At 67.3% G+C, this 21609-nt stretch carries 9 protein-coding genes; 3 read left to right on the top strand and 6 right to left on the bottom strand.

The window, feature by feature from the left end; all coding sequences use genetic code 11:
* Positions 1-26: 26 nt before the first annotated feature.
* The 3 genes from LZC95_30070 to LZC95_30080 all read left to right on the top strand — a co-directional run bounded on the left by LZC95_30070 (position 27) and on the right by LZC95_30080 (position 17253).
* Complete coding sequence (locus LZC95_30070; GenBank protein WXA90687.1) at positions 27-14750, top strand: amino acid adenylation domain-containing protein; 14724 nt, start codon at positions 27-29, stop codon at positions 14748-14750.
* A 10-nt stretch (positions 14751-14760) separates the two neighbouring features.
* Complete coding sequence (locus LZC95_30075) at positions 14761-15030, top strand: MbtH family protein (GenBank protein WXA90688.1); 270 nt, start codon at positions 14761-14763, stop codon at positions 15028-15030.
* Positions 15031-15192: 162 nt separating this feature from the next.
* The gene (locus LZC95_30080) at positions 15193-17253 is read left to right on the top strand and encodes a GNAT family N-acetyltransferase (protein WXA90689.1); all 2061 of its coding nucleotides are present in this window, start codon (positions 15193-15195) and stop codon (positions 17251-17253) included.
* Here LZC95_30080 and LZC95_30085 read toward each other — a convergent pair.
* The 6 genes from LZC95_30085 to LZC95_30110 all read right to left on the bottom strand — a co-directional run bounded on the left by LZC95_30085 (position 17210) and on the right by LZC95_30110 (position 21602).
* Positions 17210-17755, bottom strand: a complete 546-nt coding sequence (locus tag LZC95_30085) for a hypothetical protein (GenBank protein WXA90690.1) — start codon at positions 17753-17755, stop codon at positions 17210-17212. The genes LZC95_30080 and LZC95_30085 overlap by 44 nt on opposite strands.
* Before the next feature lie 22 nt (positions 17756-17777).
* Positions 17778-18089, bottom strand: a complete 312-nt coding sequence (locus tag LZC95_30090; protein WXA90691.1) for a hypothetical protein — start codon at positions 18087-18089, stop codon at positions 17778-17780.
* Positions 18090-18160: 71 nt separating this feature from the next.
* On the bottom strand, positions 18161-18352 hold the full coding sequence (locus LZC95_30095; protein ID WXA90692.1) for a hypothetical protein: 192 nt from the start codon (positions 18350-18352) through the stop codon (positions 18161-18163).
* 171 nt (positions 18353-18523) lie between these two features.
* Positions 18524-19135: a hypothetical protein gene (locus tag LZC95_30100; protein WXA90693.1), complete on the bottom strand. Its 612-nt coding sequence runs from the start codon at positions 19133-19135 to the stop codon at positions 18524-18526.
* Between the two features lie 56 nt (positions 19136-19191).
* On the bottom strand, positions 19192-20358 hold the full coding sequence (locus LZC95_30105) for a hypothetical protein (GenBank protein ID WXA90694.1): 1167 nt from the start codon (positions 20356-20358) through the stop codon (positions 19192-19194).
* The gene (locus LZC95_30110; protein ID WXA90695.1) at positions 20355-21602 is read right to left on the bottom strand and encodes an MFS transporter; all 1248 of its coding nucleotides are present in this window, start codon (positions 21600-21602) and stop codon (positions 20355-20357) included. Before LZC95_30110 ends, LZC95_30105 begins: the two co-directional genes overlap by 4 nt.
* Positions 21603-21609 lie beyond the last annotated feature (7 nt).

Here is a 21609-nt window from a genome sequence, read left to right on the forward strand (position 1 = left end):
TAAAACAGATTGGAATTTTCGAAGCGATGTCGGAATTCGGTCGCAGTCGATTGCCATTAACGTTTGCTCAGTCCGGTATATGGTTTGCCCAGCAGCTGGATCCGGAAAATCGCCATTACAACATCGGCGAATACTTGGACATTCGCGAAAGTGTGGACGTAGAGCGGTTCGAAGTCGCACTACGGCGCGCGGTCGCCGACGTTGAAGCGCTGCGAACGCACGTGGTTCGCGCCGAGTCGGGGCCGTGCCAAGTCATCGAATCCGATGTGAAGTGGTCATTTCGCGTAATCGATTTTAGCGCGTCTGACAACCCTGTTATCGAAGCGGAAGCGTGGATGAAGGCGGATCTCGCCACGCTTTTCGACCTGACGGCCGGCCCACTTTTCGCGTTTTCGCTGCTGCGAATCGCGCATGATCGCTTTTTCTGGTTTCTGCGTTGTCACCATATCGTCCTCGATGGATTCGGATTCGGCTTGCTGGTGAAGCGGGTCATCGAGACCTACGCGTCGCTTCGAGAGGGCACGCCGGAGTTGCCAGCTTCGCCGCAGGTGCTCGAATTGCCGGAGTTGCCGGGATTGCAGGACCTGCTCGAGGACGAAGATCGGTATCGCCTCTCCAGCGAGTTCGAGCGTGACCGCGCGCACTTCGTGAAGCGATTTTCGGATCGTCCTGCGGCGGTGACGCTCTCGGGGCGGCCGCCGAAGACGGCACGCGGGGTGCTATCTCGCACCTGCCATGCCGATGCACCGGTCATGGATCGGCTTCGAACAACGGCGCGCCAAGCGGGCGTGCCCTGGTCCGTCGCCGTGGTGGCGATGGTTGCACTCTACATACATCGGATGACCGGTACGGACGACGTGGTTCTCGGTCTTCCGGTGACCACGCGGCGCACGAAGGTCGCCCGCGCGGTGCCCAGCATGGTGTCGAGCGTGGTGCCTCTGCGTCTGGCGCCGCGCCCGAGCATGACCCTGCGTGATCTGTTGGAGCACACCGCCGAGGAGATGCGCCTGGCGCTGCGCCATCAGCGTTACCGCTACGAGGACCTCCGGCGCGATCTCGATTTGGTGACCGAGGACGTGTCGCTCATCGGCACGATGGTGAACATTTTTCCGGCCGCCTACGACATGCGTCTGGGCGGGCAGCCGCTGGCCGTCCGCAAAATGGCCTTTGGCCCGGTCGAGGATCTGTCGATTCACGTTTACGAAGACGGGGATGGACGCCTGGTGTTCGAGTTCCAGGCGAACCCGGCGCATTACCGCGCCGAGGATTTGGAAGCCCACCAAGCGCGCTTCCTGCAGCTCTTTGCGGACGAGAGCGCGCTCGTCGGCAGGATCGATCTGACCGATCCCGCGGAACGTGAGCGCGTGCTCACTGTTTTCAACGACACGGCGCGATCCATCGTCCCGGCGACGTTGACGGAGATGTTCGGTGCGCACGTACGTACGAGCCCGGATCGCATCGCCATCGAGGCGCCCGAGGGGCCGCTCACCCACCGTGAGCTCGACGCGCGCGCGAACGGCCTCGCACGATGGATGATCGAGCGCGGCGTGGGGCCGGAGTGCGTGGTCGCTTTGATCCTGCCTCGCTCGCGCAACATGCTGGTCGCGCAGTTGGCCGTGCTCAAGGCCGGGGCCGCCTATTTGCCCATCGATCCCGATTACCCGGCCGAGCGCATTCGCTTCATGCTCGACGATGCGAAGCCGGCGCTGACCATCTGGAACGCGGACTTCGAGGGGCCGTTGGCCGGCGTGGGTGAATCGGACTCTGCGCCCGACGTGACCATCGTGCCGGGCAACCTGGCATACGTCATCTACACCTCCGGCTCCACGGGACGGCCGAAGGGCGTGGCGGTGAGCCATGCAGGCCTGGCCAGCTTCGCCGCGGCGGAGGTCGAGCGCTTCGCGGTCACTGCCGAGAGCCGCATCCTGTGCTTCTCGTCCCCGAGCTTCGATGCGTCGGTCCTCGAGCTTTGCATGGCTTGGCCGCAGGGTGCCACCTTGGTCGTGCCCCCACCCGGCCCCTTGGCGGCCGAGCACCTCGCCAACGTGCTGCGCGACGGGCGCATCTCGCACACGCTCATTCCGCCGGCGGCGCTGGCGAGCATCCCCGACGCGTTGGCCGAAACGTTGCCGGCGCTCGAGACCTTGATCGTGGGCGGCGATGCCTGCTCCGGCGAGCTCGTGGCCCGCTGGTCCAAAGGCCGGCGCATGGTCAATGCCTACGGGCCCACCGAATCCACCGTGGTCGCGACCACCAGCGAACCGCTGAGCGGTGCGGGCAGCCCGCCCATCGGCCGGCCCATCGTCAACACTCGGGTCTACGTTCTCGATGGCGCACTCCGACCTGCCCCCATCGGGATCGCGGGCGAGCTGTACATCGCGGGCCAGGGCCTTGCGCGCGGCTACCTCGCCCGCCCCGGGCTGACCGCCGATCGCTTCGTGGCCGATCCCTTCGGCGCACCGGGCGCGCGCATGTACCGCACGGGCGATCTCGCGCGCTGGACGTCGGCCGGGGAGCTCGAATTCGCGGGTCGCGCCGACCACCAGGTGAAAGTCCGCGGCTTCCGCATCGAGCTGGGCGAGATCGAATCCGTTCTCACGCGCCATCCCGAGGTTGCCCAGGCTGCGGTCATCGTCCGCGAGGACACGCCGGGCCTCAAACGGCTCGTGGCCTACGTCGTTCCTGCGGCCGAAGCGAAGCAAGAAGCGAAACAAGAGTGGACCGGCGCCGACGCGCTTCGTGCCCACCTCGCCGAATCGTTGCCCGATTACATGGTGCCCTCGGCGTTCGTCGTGCTCGAGGCGCTGCCGGTTTCTCCGAACGGAAAGCTCGATCGCAAGGCCCTTCCCGCGCCGGATCTGGGCGCCGGCAGCTCGCGGCGTGGCCCGCGCAACCCGCAGGAAGAGGTCTTCTGCCGGCTCTTCGCCGAGCTGCTGCACCTGCCCGCCGTCGGCATCGACGACAGCTTCTTCGACCTGGGCGGCGACAGCATCGGCTCGCTGCAGATGGTCGGGCGTGCACGCACGGCGGGCCTCGTCATCACCGCGCGCGACGTCTTTCAGCATCGGACCGTGGAAGCCCTCGCGGCCATCGCGGGCGTCGTTCAAGCCTCCGACAACGCATCCGGCGATCCCCTTGCCTTCGCCTCCGGCGACCAGATGCACGTGATCCGCGCCGCACGCCCCGACGTCGTGGACGTGCTGCCGCTTTCGCCGCTCCAGAAAGGGCTCCTGTTTCACGCCCTGTACAACGAGAGCGGCCCCGACGTGTACTCGGTGCAGCTCCGCCTCGAGCTGACCGGGCAGCTCGACGTGGCGCGCATGGAGGCGGCTGCGCGCGCGCTCGTGGATCGGCACCCGAACCTCAAGGCCGGCTTCCTCGTCGACGGACTCGAGCAGCCCGCGCAGTTCATCCCGGGCAAGGTGCACCTTCCCTGGACGATGCACGATCTCTCCGCGCTCGATCCCGAGGCCCGCAAGGCCGAATTGGCCCGGCTCGTCGCGGAAGACCACGCGCGCCGGTTCGATATGGCCAAGCCGCCGCTCCTGCGTTTCACGCTGTTTCGCATGCAGGCAGGGCTGCATCAATTGATGCTCACGAACCATCACATCGTGCTCGATGGGTGGTCGACCGCGGTGCTGCTGCAGGAGCTCTTCGCGCTGTACCGCACGGCCGCGGGCGAAGATGCCAAGCTGCCCAAGCCGACGCCGTACCGCGAGTACCTCACCTGGATCTCCACGCGCGATCGCTCGGCCGCGGAGGCCGCGTGGACGCAGGCGCTCGCCGGCGTGGACGAGCCAACGCTCCTCGTCCCGGCGGACGCGAAGCGCGTGCCGATCATGCCCGGTCAGGTGCGCATCGCATTGCCCGAGGAGCTGACCGCCGAACTCCAGCGCGAGTCGCGCGGGCGCGGCCTGACCTTGAACACGGTCGTGCAAGGCGCGTGGGGCATCGTTCTCGGCCGGCTCACGGGGCGCTCGGACGTGGTGTTCGGTACCACCGTGGCAGGCAGGCCCCCGGAAATCCCGGGCGTCGAGTCGATGGTCGGCTTGTTCATCAACACGGTGCCCGTGCGCGTGCGGCTCGATCCGGCGGAGCCGCTTTCGAACATGCTCGCGCGCCTGCAAGATCGGCAATCCGAGCTGATGGCCCACGAGCACCTGGGCCTCACCGAGATCCAGCGCCTCACCGGCGGGGCCGAGCTGTTCGACACCCTCGCCGTCTTCGAGAATTACCCCATCGACGAGAAGACGAAGAGCGGCGTCTACGGCGATCCGAAGATCACCGACTTCGACGGTGGCGATGCCACGCACTACCCGCTGACCATGGTCACCTTGCCGGGGCCGCGGCTCGAATTCCGATTCGGTTACCGCCCCGACGTGCTCCAGCCGGACGTCGTGCAGAGCATTGCCGAGCGCATGGTTCGCGTGCTCACCGACGTGGTGGCCGATCCTTCGCAGCCGGTGGGCCGCGTCGGGCAGAACGCGGCGCTGACCCCGGCCGAGCGGCAGCGCGTGCTCATCGAGTGGAACGATACGGATTGCCCGATTCCGCATCTCACGTTGCCGCGGCTCTTCGAGTCGCAGGTGGCGAAGACCCCCGAAACGGTGGCCGTGCGGCCCGATGTGTCGTACGCGGAGTTGAATGCGCGGGCCAATCGGCTTGCGCGGCTACTCATCGCGCGCGGTGCGGGACCGGAGCGGTTCGTGGCGCTGGCGTTGCCGCGCTCCGTGGACTTGATCGTCGCGGCGCTGGCCGTGTGGAAGGCGGGCGCGGCGTACCTTCCGCTCGATCCGAATTATCCGCCCGATCGCCTGGCGTACCTGCTCGTCGACGCCAAGCCCGAGGTGGTGCTGACCACGCGCGAGGTGTCCGAGCGCCTTCCGCCGGCGCACGCGGCGCACCTGCTTCTGGACGATCTGCACACGGCGGCCGCGGTGGCCGCGCACTCCTCGTCCAACGTGAGCGATGCCGAGCGCCTGCAGACGCTGCGGGTCGAGCACCCGGCCTACGTGATTTACACCTCCGGCTCGACGGGGCGACCGAAGGGCGTCGTGGTGGCCCATGAAAACGTCGTCGCCCTGGCGACGTGGGCGCGGATGCAATTCGGCGCCTCGGATCTGTCGCACGTTGTGGCGTCGACGTCGCTCAACTTCGATGTCTCGGTGTTCGAGATGTTCTGCCCGTTGATGATCGGCGGCAGCATCGAGGTGGTGCGCGACCTGCTCGAGCTCGGCGAAGCCCGCAACGAGCCTTGGAACGCGAGCCTGGTGAGCGGCGTGCCCTCCGTGTTTTCGCAGCTGCTCGCGCAGGATTCCCTCGCCGTGCGCGCCAACACGGTGGTGCTCGCGGGCGAGGCACTTTCGGCCAAAACGGTGCGCGCGATCCGCACGGCGATGCCGGCGAGCCGCATTGCCAACATTTACGGCCCCACCGAGGCCACGGTGTACGCGACCGCGTGGTACGCGCAACCCGATGCCGCGGCCGAGGAGGAGACGGCGCAGGAAACGCCGCCCCCCATCGGTGGTCCCATCACGAACACGCGCGTGTACGTGCTCGACGGCAACCTGCAGCCGGTGCCCCCGGGGGTCAAAGGAGAGCTCTACATCGGCGGGCGCGGACTCGCGCGCGGGTATTTGCACCATCCGGACCGCACGTCGGAGCGCTTCGTCGCGAATCCCTTCGAAGGACCGGGCTCGCGCATGTACCGCACCGGCGACGTCGTGCGCTGGAACGCAGCCGGCGAGATCGAATACCTCGGGCGCTCCGACGACCAGGTGAAGATCCGCGGCTTCCGCATCGAGCTGGGCGAGATCGAAGCGGCGCTGGGACGGTATCCGTCGGTGGCCCAGGCTTGCGCCGTGGTGCGCGAAGATCGGCCGGGCAACAAGCTTTTGGTCGGCTACGTCGTTCCAGCGAGCGGCGCCGAACCCATCGAGATGGATGCCCTGCGCGCCTTCGTGGCCAAGGGGCTGCCCGAGTACATGGTGCCGTCGGCCTTCGTCGTGCTGGATGCATTCCCGCTCACCCCGAGCGGCAAACTGGATCGCAAGGCACTTCCCGCGCCGGATTTCGCGGCCTCCGCAGCTTCGCGGCGGCGACCTCGCACGCGGCGCGAGGAGATTCTGTGCGAGCTGTTCGCCAACCTGCTCAACGTGCCCGACGTGGGCATCGACGACAGCTTCTTCGATCGGGGTGGCGACAGCATCGTGTCCATTCAGCTCGCCGCGCGTGCCCGGGCCGCGGGCCTGATGATCACGCCGCGCGACGTGTTTCAACACCGCACTGTGGAGGCCCTGGCGGCCATCGCGGGCGCGGTGCAAGAAGCCGCGCCCGCGGGCCCGTCCCGGTGGGTCACCGAGGAGCAAGCACGCATCGTACGCGAGGCACGGCCCGACGCGGTGGACGTGCTGCCGCTTTCGCCGTTGCAGCAGGGGCTCTTGTTCCACGCGCTGTACGACGGCGGCGACGACGGGCGCGACGTGTACACGGTGCAGTTCCGGCTCGACCTTCAGGGTCAGTTGGATGCCGCGCGCCTGGCCGCATCGACCCGCGTGTTTCTGGATCGCCACCCGAACCTGCGTGCAGGCTTCTGGGTCGAGGGGCTCGAGCAACCGCTGCAGTTCGTGCCCGGGCAGACGCCCCTGCCCTGGGAGGAGCACGATCTCGCGCACCTGGAGCCCGAGGCGCATGCCCGCGAGCTCGCGCGCATCGTCGAAGAAGACGCCACGCGGCGCTTCGACATGGCCTCGCCGCCGCTGCTGCGTTTCACGTTGATCCGGCTTTCACCGGACCATTACCGCTTCCTGGTCACGAACCATCACATCTTGCTCGATGGATGGTCGATGCCGCTGGTGCTCCGCGAGATCTTCACGCTCTATGAACGGCGCGCCGACGATCGCGATCTGCCCGCCGCCACACCGTACCGCGATTACCTCACCTGGCTCTCGACCCGCGATCGCGAGACCGCGAAACGCGCGTGGGCGACGGCGCTGGCCGACTTGGATGGGCCCACGCGGCTCACGGGCGATGCGCCGCTCAAGGGCTCGCTCATGCCGGTGCGCGTGGTCACCCAGCTGTCGGAGGAGCTCTCCACGGCCCTGCGGGAGCGGGCCCGCGAGCACCGGGTGACGCTGGCCACGATGCTGCAGGCGGCGTGGGCGGTCGTGCTGGGCATGTGGACGGGCCGCAACGACGTCGTGTTCGGCACCATCGTGTCGGGGCGGCCGGTGGAGGTCCCCGGCGTCGAATCGATGATCGGCCTGTTCATCAACACGCTGCCCGTGCGTGTGCGGCTCACCGCCGATCAGTCGCTGGGCGAATTGGTTGCGCGTGTGCAAGACGACCAGTCCGCACTGATGGCGCACCATCACGTGGGGCTGTCGGAAATTCAGGGCGCGCTGTTCGACACCCTGGTGGTCATGGAGAACTTCCCCCTCGACAAGGGCGCCATGCCCTTCCAAGAGGAGGCGCTGGAGCTTACGGCCATCGATGCGCAGGACGCCTCGCACTATCCGCTGAGCGTGGTGGGTGTTCCCGGAACGTGCATCCAGGTGCACCTGAATTACCGAGAGGATCGCCTCGAGCGGCCCATCGTCGAGGCGCTGGCCGAGAAGCTTCAGCAGGTGTTTTCCCTTCTGGTGGACGAGCCTTCGCGAAAGCTCGGGCGCATCGATGCGTTGAATCCCACCGAGATGCAACGCATCCTCGTGGAGTTCAACGACACGCGCGCGCCCCAGGAGTTCCCGAATCTGCTCGACATGTTCCGCGAACACGTTCAGCGCACGCCGGATGCCCTCGCGGTGGAGTTCCCCGGCGGGGCGCTCACGTACCGCGAGCTCGATGCCCGGGCGAATCACTTGGCGCAGCAGCTGATCGCCCGCGGTGTGGAGCCCGAGCGCCTGGTCGCGGTGCTCTTGCCGCGTTCGCCCGAGATGATCATCGCCCAGTTGGCCGTGTTCAAGGCAGGTGCGGCGTACGTGCCCGTCGACCCGGATTATCCGGCGGAGCGCATTCACTTCATGCTCTCCGACGCGAAGCCGGTCCTCTCGATCACGGGTGCCGACTTCCCGGAGGTGCGCGCCTTGCCGCGCCCGACTTTCAACGCAGCAGGGTTGACCGCGGTGGGCACGTCCGACGTGGCGCCCGCGGTGAGCCTCCATCCGGGAAGCCTGGCGTACGTCATCTACACCTCGGGCTCCACCGGCCGGCCCAAGGGCGTGGCCGTCACCCACGCGGGCCTCGGCAGCTTTGCCGCCGCCGAAGTGCAGCGCTTTGCCGTGACGTCCCGCAGCCGTGTTCTCTGCTTCTCGTCGCCCAGCTTCGATGCGTCGGTGCTCGAGTTCTGCATGGCGTGGGCACGCGGCGCCACGTTGGTCGTTCCCCCGGCGGGCCCCCTGGCGGGCGAGGCACTCGCCTCGGTGCTGCGCGAAAAGCGTATCTCGCACGCGCTCATTCCGCCGGCGGCGCTGGCCAGCGTGCCCGAGTCGGCGGCGGCGGAGCTGACGGATTTCGAGACGCTGATCGTGGGAGGCGACGCCTGCTCCGCGGAGCTCGTGGACCGATGGTCCAAAGGCCGCCGCATGGTCAATGCCTACGGTCCCACGGAGTCCACGGTGGTGGCCACCACGAGCGGCCAGCTCGCGCCGGCGTCGGGTTCGCCGCCCATCGGCCGGCCCATCTTCGGCACGCGCGTGTACGTGCTCGACTCGGCCCTGCGCCCCGCGCCCGTCGGCGTTCCGGGCGAGCTTTACATCGCAGGCCAAGGCCTCGCACGCGGCTACCTCGCGCGGCCTTCGCTCACCTCCGAGCGCTTCGTGCCGGATCCCTTCGGCGCGCCAGGCTCGCGCATGTACCGCACGGGCGATCTCGCGCGCTGGACCGAGGACGGCGAGCTTTATTTCGTGGGACGCGCCGATGGGCAGGTCAAGGTGCGCGGCTTCCGTATCGAGGTCGGCGAAATCGAGGCCGCGCTCACGCGCCATCCGCACGTGCGCCAAGCCGTCGTGGTCGCACGCGAGGACACGCCGGGCATCAAGCGCCTCGTGGCCTACGTCGTCGTGCGCGATCCGGGTGCCGTCGACGAGCTTCACGCGCACCTGGCCGAGTCGCTGCCCGACTACATGATCCCCACGGCCTTCGTCGCGCTGGAGGCTCTCCCCGTTTCGCCGAGCGGCAAGGTCGATCGCAAGGCCCTTCCCGCACCGAGCCTCGGCGCGCGCACGTCGCGCCGCACCCCGCGCACCCCGCAGGAGCGCATCCTCTGCCATCTATTCTCCGAGGTCCTGCACGTTCCCAACGTCGGGATCGACGATGGCTTCTTCGAGCTCGGCGGCGATAGCATCCTCTCGATCCAACTCGTCAGCCGTGCGCGGGCGTCGGGCCTCGTCTTCACGTCGCGCGACGTCTTCCAGCAGCGAACGGTCGCCGCCTTGGCGGAGATGGCGCGCTCGACGGAAGCCCTCGACCGCTTCGTTCCAGCGGACGACGGCATCGGCGAGCTGCCGCTGACGCCGATCATGCATTGGATCCGCGAGCGCGGCGGGCCGATCGACGGCTTCTACCAGGCGATGCTCCTGCAGGTTCCGCCCGGCGCCACCGAGGAGGCACTCACCGCGACCTTGCAGGCCATCGTCGATCATCACGATGCCCTGCGCATGCGCCTCACGCGGAGCGAGGATGCGTGGAGCCTTCACATCGCCGACCGCGGTGAGGTGCCGGTCTCGCTGGCCGTGGTTCGCACCACCGCCATCCACGAAGCGGAAATCATCGCACAGACCAAGGCCGCGCAAGCGCGGTTGGCGCCGGAGAACGGCGCCATGCTGCAGGCGGTGTGGTTCGACACCGGCGCCGCGCAGGCCGGGCGGCTGCTCCTGGTGCTGCACCACCTCGTGGTCGACGGCGTGTCGTGGCGCATCCTCGTGGCCGATTTGGCGCGCGCATGGGCAACCATCGCGCAAGGCCAAACGGAGCCCGAGCTTCCGGCCGTGGGCACGTCGTTCCGAAGGTGGGCGCTGAGGCTTCGCGAGCTCGCCACCAGCCCGGCCCGCGTGCGCGAGCTCGATGCATGGGCTGCGATCCTCGAGCCGTCCGATCCGCGCCTCACGCGCGAGCCGCTCGATCCAACGCGGCACACGGTGGGTTCGTCGCGCGCTTTCAGCTTGACCATGTCGCCGGAGCGAACGGCGCCGCTTCTCACCAAGGTGGCCTCCGCGTTTCATGCCGGGATCAACGACGTGCTCCTCACCGGCCTCGCGGTGGCCGTCGCCGAGTGGCGTCGCCGCCGCGGCATCACGGATCGCACGGACGTGTTGCTCGAGCTCGAAGGCCACGGCCGCGAGGACATCGTCCCCGGTGCGGATCTTTCGCAAACGGTGGGCTGGTTCACCAGTGCGTTCCCCGTTCGCCTCGATCCGGGCGCGGTCGCGCAACCGCTGCGGGACATGGGCGGAGCGCTCAAGCGCGTAAAAGAGCAGATGCGCGCCATCGCCGATCGCGGCATTGGCTTCGGCATTCTTCGGTACTTGAACCCGGACGCGGCCACGCGGCTCGCGGGCGCGGCGTCCCCGCAAATCGGGTTCAACTACCTCGGACGATTCCCCGCCGTGGCGCGGCGTGCGGATTGGTTGCCCGCCCCCGAAGCGGGAGGCTTGAGCGGCGGCTCGGACGCGGACATGCCGGCCGGGCACGCGCTCGAGGTCAACGCCGTCACGCTGGACCACGACAACGGTCCGCACCTCACGGCGCATTGGTCGTACCCCGAGGGGCTCCTCTCCGAGGCCGACGTGCGCGAGCTCGCCGAAGCGTGGTTCCAGGCGCTCGATGCGCTGGTGGCCCACACGGCGCAACCGGATGCGGGCGGCTACACGCCATCGGACTTCGCGCTCGTTTCGTTGTCGCAGCAACAAATCGAGCACCTCGAGCACGCGCGGCCAGATCTCACCGCGGTGCTGCCGCTCTCCCCGCTGCAGAAGGGTTTCCTCTTCCACGCGCTCTACGACGGCGAAGCGCCCGATGTGTATGCCGTGCAGTTCTCCCTGGACCTCACGGGCAGCCTGGATGGCGCGCGGCTGCAGCGGGCGGCGCAGGCGTTGCTGCGCCGTCACCCGAACCTGGGCGCGGGCTTCTGGACGGCCGGCCTCGAGGAGCCGGTGCAGATCCTCTCGGCGAAGCCGGCCCTCGCCTGGGCCGAGCACGATCTCTCTGCGCTGCACCCGGCCATGCGTCCCAACGAGCTGGCGCGTCTTTTGGAAGAGGATCGCGCGCGGCCCTTCGACATGGGCGAGCCGCCGCTGATGCGTTTCACCTTGATCCGTGTCGAGCGCGATCGGTATCGGCTGGTGCTCACGAACCATCACATTCTGTTCGATGGATGGTCGCTGCCCCTGCTCCTGCAGGAGCTCCTCGTGCTGTATCGGCAGCACGGCGACGAGGGCGGTCTCGCTCGCCCGGCGCCGTACCATGAGTATCTCGCATGGCTCGCCACGCGCGATGCGGATGCCGCGGCCGCGGCATGGCGCGAGGCACTGGCAGGCTTGGACGAGCCGACGTGCCTCGCCCCGGCCTCCGTCGTGCACCGCCCGGTGCTGCCCGAGCAAGTGCTGCTCGATCTTCCTCCGGAGCTTACGGCGCGGCTGCGCGAGCAGACCCGCATCCACGGTCTGACTTTGGCCACGGCGCTGCATGTGGCGTGGGCCATCGTGCTCGGTCGCTGGATCGGACACGACGACGTGGTGTTCGGCACCACCGTGGCGGGCCGGCCGCCGGAAATCGCAGGGGCGGCGTCGATGATCGGCCTGTTCATCAACACCGTGCCGGTGCGCGTGCGCATCGATCCGGCGCGGCGTCTGCGCGACGTCGCCAAAGAGGTGCAAGACCGCCAGGCGGAGCTTTCGCCGCACCACCACACCGGCCTCACCGAGATTCAGGCAGCGGCCGGGCGCGGTGCCCTCTTCGACACGTTGGTCGTGCTGGAGAGCTACCCGGTGGATCCGGGTGCGCTGCGCGCAGCCAGCGGCGATCTGGAGCTCACGGGCATCACCGTGCGCGATGCGACGCACTACCCGCTGACCGTCGTCGGCATCCCCGGCGAGCGCCTCCGGCTCGATTTGAAGTACCGTCCCGACGTCTTCGAGCCGGCCACCGTCGAAGCGCTGCGCGATCACCTCGCCGCCGTGCTCACCGCGTTCGCGTCCGATCCCGAATCCCTCGTGGGGCGCATCGAGCTGCTCCGCCCCGAGGAGCGCCAGCGCGTTCTGCTCGAGTTCAACCGAACGGCACGCGAGCTCTCGCCCACCACGTGGCCCCAGCTCTGGACGGCGCAGGTGGCCCGCGCGCCGCATGCGACGGCGCTCATCGCGCAGGGCACGTCGCAGACGTATGCCGAGCTCGATGCCCGTGCGAACCGTCTGGCGCACGCGCTCATCGAGCACGGCGTCGGGCCGGAGCGCATCGTCGCGCTGGCGTTGCCCCGGTCGGCGGAGATGGTCATCGCCGCGCTCGCGGTGCTCAAGGCCGGCGGTGCGTACTTGCCCGTCGACACGGATTACCCGGCCGAGCGCATCCGCTTCATGTTGACCGATGCAAGGCCCGCCGCGTTGATCACGCGCAGCGATCTCGTGGCAGGGCTTCGTGCGACCGGCGACATCGCGTGCCCCGTGCTGGAGATCGACCACATGGCCGCGCGCAATGCCACGGCCCCCATGGTGAAGCTTCATCCGCACTGCCCCGCGTACGTGATTTACACCTCGGGCTCCACGGGGCATCCGAAGGGCGTCGTGGTCACCCACGTCGGCCTGGCCAGCTTCGCGGCCGCCGAAAGCGAGCGCTTTGCCGTCACACCCGCGAGCCGCGTGCTGGCCTTCTCCTCGCCGAGCTTCGACGCCTCGGTCCTCGAGCTGGGCATGGCCCTCTCCGCCGGGGCCACTTTGGTGATACCCCCCCCGGGTATCCTGGCCGGAGAAACCCTAGCCTCGGTGCTCGCGGAGCATGCCATCACGCATGCGCTCATTCCTCCGGCCGCGCTGGCCACCGTGCCCGAGTCCGCGGAGCTGCCCGCCTTGCAGACGCTGATCGTCGGCGGCGAAGCATGCTCCGGCGAACTCGTGGCCCGCTGGTCCAAGGGGCGGCGCATGGTCAATGCCTACGGCCCCACCGAATCCACCGTGGTCGCGACCACCAGCGAGCCGCTGTCGGGCTCCGGCACGCCATCGATCGGCCGGCCCATCGACAACACGCAAGTGTACGTGCTCGATGCGGCCTTGCGGCCCGTACCGCCCGGCGTCACCGCCGAGTTGTACATCGCCGGCGCAGGCTTGGCGCGTGGCTACCAAGGTCGCGCGGGCCTCACCGCGGAGCGCTTCGTGGCGAATCCGTTCGACCCCGCCGGCGGGCGCATGTACCGCACGGGCGATCTCGCGCGCTGGAACGAAGCCGGCGAGCTCGAATTCGTGGGCCGCGCCGACGACCAGATCAAGCTGCGCGGCTTCCGCATCGAGGTGGGCGAAATCGAAACCGCGCTGCTCGAGCATCCCGCCATCTCGCAGGCCGTCGTGCTCTTGCGCGAAGACCGCCCCGGCGACAAGCGCCTCGTGGCCTATGTCGTCAGCTATGGAGAGACCGATCTGCGGGCGCACCTCGCGGCGCGGCTGCCCGAGCACATGATCCCGTCGGCCTTCGTCGCGCTGGAGGCGTTGCCGCTTTTGCCCAGCGGCAAGGTCGATCGCAAGGCACTCCCCGCCCCGGAGTTGCCACCGCCGTCGTCGCACCGCCGTCCGAGCGCGCCTCACGAGGAGATCCTCTGCGGGCTCTTCGCCGACGTGCTCGGCGTGCCCGAGGTGGGCGTCGACGACGACTTCTTCGAGCGCGGCGGACACTCGCTCCTCGCCGCGCGGCTCGCGGGCCAGGTGCAGACCACGTTGGGCATCCCCATGAACGTGCGCACCTTGTTCGAGAACCCCACGGCCGCCGGCCTGGCCGCCGCCCTGGGCACCTCGGACCAGCACGATCCCTTCGACGTCCTTTTGCCTCTGCGAAAGGCGGGCGCGCAGGCGCCGCTGTTCTGCCTTCCGCCCATGATGGGCATCGGCTGGGGATTCTCGGGGCTTCTGCGGCATCTCCCGCCCGAGCATCCGGTCTACGGCTTGCAGGCACGCGGCCTCGCCCGCGAGGAGCAGCTGCCTCAATCCATCGAGGCGATGGCCGAGGACTACCTGGCGCGCATCCGCGCCGTGCAGCCCCGCGGTCCGTATTGCCTACTTGGCTGGTCGCTGGGAGGCACCATCGCACACTTGGTTGCAACACGGTTGCAAGCATCCGGTGAGGACGTTGCGCTTCTCGCGCTTCTCGACGCGGCGCCGCAGCCTCCCGGGGTGCGTTCCGACGCCGCGTGGGGCGAGCAGGAGACCGTGGAAGCCTTGCGCGAGCTCGCCGGCGGAAGCAGCGCGCTGCAAAGCCTCCCCGAGCGCCAGATTGCCGCTTTGAGCCGGGTCACGGAAAACACGCTTCGAAACGTGGTCCCGTCCATCGAGCCAGCACTCTTCCGCCCGTACGAGGGCGATGTGCTCCTCTTCGTCGCCGGGCGTCAACACGATGACCCATCCGCATTGACATCCGCGTGGAAACCACACGTTCATGGCCGTATCGACACACTTGTCGTCGACTGCGGCCATCATGAGATGACTCACCCCGATCCCATTGCACTCATTGGCCGAACCCTTACCAACAAACTCCGGCACGTCCAGGAAAGGTAAACCTCCCCCCATGGCAACGAATCCTTTTGAAGACACCGAAGCTTCTTATTACGTCCTCGTGAACGACGAGGGTCAACACTCGCTCTGGCCGGCCTTTGCCGAGGTGCCCGCCGGATGGATCAAGGTGCACGGTCAGGCCAGCCGGCAGTCGTGCCTCGACTACGTCAACGCGCACTGGACCGACATGCGACCGGCAACGCTCATCGCGGCCATGTCGCGCCGCTCGGTCGTGCCGCCGGCCGAGACCAGCAAGCCCGAACTCGCGTACGGCCTCGGCTGATCGGAAAGCCGCGCCGAGCATTCGCTCGCCATGGGGATCGCGCCTTGCAGCGGCGGACCACATGGGAATGCGAAGCGTTGGCACAAGCTGGTCGATCGAGGGCGCATGGCGCGTCTTCCCTGCGGAGACGCGCCTGGTCGTGCACGTCAACGGCGAGCTCGCATGCTCACCGTCTTGAACGTCGCGTATCCGTTCGTGCCGGTCACGCCGGACGCCGTCGGAGGCGCCGAACAGATCCTCAGCGCCGTGCAAAAAGCAGCCAAACATGCCGGGCATCGCTCGCTCGTGCTCGGCTGCGAGGGCTCGGAAGCCGATGGCCAACTCTTCACGGTGCCGCGGGCGGATGGCCCCTTTACGCCGGCACGTTTGGCCGAAGTCGAGCGACGTTACCGGGCGGAGATCGAGCGCATCGTGGAGGAGGCCGCGGTGGACGTCGTGCACATGCATGGTGTCGACTTTCACGCGTACCTGCCCGATGCCCCCACCCCCGTGCTGGCCACGCTGCATCTGCCGCCGGAGTGGTACCCCCCACAGATTTTCACGGAGAAGCGCCCGCACACGTACTTCAACTGCGTTTCGCATTCGCAACGCCAGCGTTGCCCGAGCAGTGAAGTGCTGCTCGAGGACGTCCCCAACGGGGTGGACCTTTCGCGGTTTCACCCGAGCCACGAAGATGGAGGCTACGCGCTGGTGTTGGGGCGAATTTGTCCCGAGAAGGGCACGCACGTGGCGCTCGATGCCGCCCATCGGGCGGACGTGCCGCTGCTGGTCGCAGGCGAGGTGTTTCCTTTTCCGGAGCATCTTCGTTACTTCGAAAAAGAGGTGCGCCCTCGGCTCGACGCGCGGCGCCGATTCATCGGGCCGGTGGGGCGTCGGGGCAAGCGACGGCTTCTGGCGCGCGCATCGTGCGTGATCGTGCCGAGTGTGGTCCCGGAGACGAGTTCGCTGGTCAGCATGGAGGCGCTCGCATCCGGCACGCCCGTGATTGCCTTTCCCAACGGGGCGCTGCCCGAGATCGTCGCGCACGGCCGCACGGGGTTTCTCGTGCGCGATTTCACCGAAATGGTGGACGCGATTCGCAAAGCGCGAACGCTCACGTCCGAGGACTGCCGCGCCACCGCCGAGCGATTTGCGCTCGATACGATGTGCGGGCGTTATCTAAGCATCTACGAGCGCATCGCGCGGCGTGCACCGGCACGCATCCGTGGGTCGAGGGCCGTGACGACCATCGAGATCGACGACGTGGCGCGGCTGCACGCGCTTGAGACCGAGTGGGACGACCTCTGGGCGCGCTCGCCAGAGGCCACCGTGTTCCAAAGGCCTCAGTGGCTGCTCCCCTGGTGCACGCATTTGCTCCAGGGCCGGCTGCGCGTCGTGGCCATTCGGCGGGGCGCGCGACTCATTGGCACCGCGCCTTTTTTCGTGTGGAACGATGGTGGGCGGCGCGTGCTCTCGCTGTTGGGCGCGGGTGTCTCGGACTACGCCGACATGCTCGTCGACCCCGAAGAACGCGATGCCGTCATGCGCGCCCTGGGCGATTGGCTCGACACCGCCGGCGGTTGGGACCGCGGCCTGTGGAGCGAGCTCCCCTCCGGCTCGCCGCTCCTCGAGCTGACCCGGGGGCGAGGCGTCACGGCCGACGAGCAAGACGTCTGCCCCGGGCTCGAGCTGACGGGGCACCACAGCCTGCGCGATGCGCTTTCATCACGCAAATGGGCGAGCATCCGCCTTGCGCGAAGCCGTGCGGAGCGTCACGGCGGCGTCCATTTCACCGAGGCGACGGCCGGCACCTTCGGGGCGCTGTTTTCGCGCTTGGTGGAGCTGCACACGGCGCGGTGGCGGGAGCACGGCGGCGGCATGCTCGCCGATCCGCGTGTGCGCGCCTTTCACCTGGACGCGGGCCCCCGACTCATGGCGCAGGGTGCACTCACGCTCTCGGGCGTGCACATCGGAGGCACGCTGGCGGGGGTTCTCTACACGTTTCACGACCGGCGGGCGAGCCGTTGCTACCTGAGCGGCTTCGATGCGGCCTTGGGGGACGCGAGCCCGGGCACCCTCGCCTTTGCGCACGCGCTCGAATGCGCCATCGCGCGCGGCGACGCATGCCTCGACTTTCTACGCGGAGGTGAGTCTTACAAGTACTCGTGGGGCGCTTTGGACCGCAGGCGCGTCCATCGCGCTACTTGGGACAGGCCCTGCGGATCGAATCAATGGCCTGGTTGAGACACGTTTTCTGTTCGGCACACCCGGCCAGGGCAAGGCAATCTGCCACACTCTTTTTGAAATTGGCTTGGAAGGCCGGGTAATAGCAAACCTCCTTGTCCCACTCGTTCGGACCGTCGTCGCAGGCGTCCGCCTTGGTGGCGCAGCTCGTCACGGCATTGGCATCCACCGACTGCACGCCTTTGTAGACGCAGTCGTCGTCACCGGCCTTCTCGGTGCACACCGTATTGCCGCGGCAGCTCGAATATCGGGCCAAAAACGGCGGAGCGTAAAGGCACCCCAGAAAATTGGCGTTCTTCGTGCAATCCCCGAGCTCGGCCCGCCCGCCGCCGCAGACGTCGGCCCGCTTGTTGATCGATGCGCAAAGCTCGGCCGCGGTCACGGTTTCATTCGGCGGTGGATTCGTACCCGAATCGTCGTCATTGCTGCTGCAGGCCGCGACACATCCGAGAAAGCCGAAACCAAGAAAGGCATATCGCATCAACCGATGGTGCAGGCCCATCACGCCTTCGTCAAGCAACCGGCTAATCGGACGTTTCCAACTTTTTTAGAAATTCATTTTTCCAACGAATGATTTGCACGGCATAAAGGCCATATTTCGTCGCCAATTGCGGAATGGTTTGCGGGGCTCGTACGGCAGCAACGGCCATGCGTGTTTTGAAGTCCTGATGTGCGCGTGCTGCGATGGCGGCATCGAGTCGATCCGCGCATACGATGCTCGTGGCGGTGCGCACGGGAATGATCATGGCGAGACATGCCGCGCCATCCGTCTCGCGCACGATTCTCCGGCCGACGTAGCCTTCCGTCTCCACGTTCTCGGCGTATACGTATCCCATTGGCAATTCATCGCTTGCCGCCAGCACGACATCGACGCCCATCGACCCCTCCTGCTGCGCCTGTTCTGCTCTTACTTCGGTTTCTTGACCTCTCGTTCGACGAGATCGAGCCCCTGAACGAGCGCCATCCGCAAAACATCCGCCCGGGTCATCTCCAAACCGGGCCGCGACATCTTCGTCGCCACGACGTCCGCCCGTTCGAGCCATTCTGGCGGCACACGGATGGAGATCTGGATGGCATTCGGGCTCGGCGGGCGCGGCATACGCCCAACTCTACCCGGTGGGGTTCGGTGCACGCGACATGTATGTATCGTGATTCAAAACGAGTCAATGCATGGGCTTTCGAATTTGTGACTTGCTCGGAGAAAGTTACAAATCGCGTCTACCCAACATCGCCGGCCCGCCCCCGCGCACGAAAGGTAGGGAAACCGCGGTCAACGCTCTCTCGGCGTCCAGGCGATGTCGAAGGTGCAGATGCGGCTGCCCGGCTCCAGCGGGCGCAAGATCACCTCGCCCTGAACCTCGCAGAAGTCCAACGTCGCCCAGAAGGCGCCCTGAATGGTCTTCAGAAACATCGGATCGGCGACCAGCGGAGGGAACCCCGCCAGGATCAGCGTGCCCGTTGCCGGCGCGGGCGAGGTGAAGGTCAGCTCACCGCAACCGCCGAAGATCATGTTCCAGCCCCGCGGCGTAAAGCGGAAGATGCCGCGTGGATCGTAGCCGAAGATGCTCACCGCCGCGTCGCGGAAGGGCCGGAGCCAGGTGCGATTGCCCGAACGAAGGATGGCCTCCCGGCCCAAGTCGAGAAGCCCCTTGTCCCCGAGTACCGAGTGAACCGCGGTGCTCAGCCCAATGCCATACTCGAGCGGTACCCACGCGAGGCGCGTGGTCTGCGCAATGGCGGCGGCGTGCTTGGGATTGAAGCGCTCTCGAATGGCCGCCGTGACGTGCGGCTGGAGTTCGTCGATCCAGTCGAGCGACTCTTGGAGCACCCCCGCGCGCAACGACGGCGGAGGCGCTGGAGGACGGTGATCCGAGGAGCTCATCGCCCCCGATGACACCAGAATTCCTCGGTTCTATCGAGTGTCGTTTTCGATGGCGCTCAGAGGCGGCTTTGCTGCAAGTACACGTCGAGAAAGCGCTGGTAGGCCGGGTGCAGGTGGCGCGGCACGCGCATTCGGTTCTCGTGGGCGAGGCCGAATACGACGAAGTCGCGACGGGACTCGCCGTGAGCTTTGAAGCTCGGGAAGTACGCGTAGGGCAGAAACCCCGCATCGAGCGCCGCTTCGACACCTGCGCTGTCAGCGGCATCGATGAGCACCTCCACGTAGCCGACGCGCGCACGGCGCAAAAGCGCAATGACCCGGCGATAGAGCTGCGTGGGGTCGACCACGCGCTCGACGTGCTCCGCGATGATGGTCGCGAAATGGCGCTGGCTTTCGCTGGGGCCGATGTGCAGAAAGACTTCCACCGTTTGGTCCGCGTCGGTCATGACGCAGTTGGGCGAGTGGAAGGGATAAAAGTGCTGCGGCAGAACGTGGTTCTCGCAGTGTTTGCGGAAGGTGCGCGCGACGAAGTTCGGCGCGACGATCATTTCCAGCTCGGGATCCACATCGGGCACGACGCGCGACATGCGCCCCTCGCCCACCGTGAGCGGCGGGAGCTCGCACGTTTCGCGCACGATATCGAACCAGGGGCGAATGGTCGGGTGCAGTGCAAAGGCCGCGCGGCGCTTCGAGCGCCAGGCAGGGTCCACGAAAAGCGCCGAGAGCCCGCCCACCGCGAAGGTGTCGTTTCCTGGCGCATGTGGGAACACGCCGAGCAGGCTGAAGCCCAATGCGAGCGTGCGCGCGTGTTGTTCGTGCGTGAAGTTGTGCGTGGTGCAGTACACCACGTCGATGCGCGGAGGCTCGGCGCGCAACATGGTGACGAAGGCGCCGATGAGGGCATCGAAGATGCGGTCCTCGTTCCCGTCGTCGTCCTTTCCTTGCGGCGAAATGTAAACGCGCTCGAGGCGACCAATGCGAAGGTTGGTATCGACGAGCACCCTGAGAACGCCCGCAGGAAGCGCATCCTCCTTCACCGTGCCGGAAGGACCATCTTCGGCAAGCAGCCAGATTTGCTGAGGGCTCTGGCGCGAATCGAGGCTGCGCTCGAGGGCGGGTAGGTCGAGAAAGGCCGCGTCCTCGAACAGGCCCGCGGAGGCCGCATGGTAAAGGCGCAGGATGCGAACGGAGTCGGCCGGGGTCGCGAGGCGCGTGGTGATCATGTGGCCTCCGGCAGACGAAGGTCGGTCGCGGAAGCCGCGTCGCGCCGGGAGAGAAGGAAGATCCACGCGCTCACCACCAGGATACCCGCCGCTTGCACGAGGCACGTGCGCGCCGGTCCCAGAGTGTCGGTGATCTGGCCGAAGATCGCGAACGCGAGCGGCGTGGCCCCCGCGCAGACGGCCTGCATGGCGGCGAAGAAGCGGCCCTTGTGCGAGGCGGGTACGTTCTGTTGGAACCAAGAGACCATTTTGACGTTGTTCACACCGAGCGCCGCGCCGACACACGCCAGGGCGGCGGCGTAGACGACGGTCCCGATGGTGAGGCCCGGTACGAGAACGGCAAGCCCCATGCACGCGATGCATAGCGCCGAAAGTCGGACCGTGTTGGAGCCGCCAAAGGCGATTTTGCCTGCGCCGAAGGTACCCGCGATGAGGCCGAGCCACATGCAGGCCTCCACGGTGGCCAACGTTGCGGCGGTTCCGTGCAGGGTCCATTTGACGTACGTCGGGAGGACGATGAGCGACGGCGTGCCGAAGAAGTTCACCGCGGCGAAAGCGAGCAAGATGCTGCGGATGAAGGGAAAACGGCGAAGGCTGCGCCAAGCGCCTTCTTCATCGGGTGCCCCGGCAGGCGGGGGCTCGCCCTCCGTCGTGGGCGCCGGCTCCGGACGTGGAAGCATGCGATTGAACACGAACGACGCGCTGTAGCCGGCCACATTGAGGAGGGCGGTGCCCACGAGGCCGAGGCGCTCGATCACCAGGGCACCGAGCACGGCGCCGGTGAAGCTTGCGACGGATTGCGTGCTGGTCAGAAAGGCAACGGCTTTTTCCAAGGACGACCCAGGCACGAGCTGCGGCGCCGCGCGGTTCAACGTGGGATCGTAGAAACCTTGGTACGTGGCCAAAAGCAGCACCACGACGAACAGCAGCGGAACGCTCGCATAACCGAAATAGGCGAGCAGCGCAAAGGCACCGGACGTGAGCGCCGCAAATGCGTCGCAACGCAGAAGAAGCGATCGAAACGGCGTCTTCTCGACGGTGCGCCCGATGCGATTCACCAGCACCACGGAAGGCACGACGCCCATGAGCAAGAGCACACCGCCGGTGAGCCCCGGGTGCGTTTGCGCATGCCCCAGCGCCCACCACATCATCGCAATTTGAAACATGCGGGTCGACGATTGGCAGAGAAGCTGCCCGATCCACAACCGCGCGAAGATTGGATTATCTCGAAGAAAACGAATCATGATCGCC

It is taken from the genome of Sorangiineae bacterium MSr12523 (assembly GCA_037157775.1).
Classification (GTDB): Bacteria; Myxococcota_A; Polyangia; order Polyangiales; family Polyangiaceae; genus Pendulispora; species Pendulispora brunnea.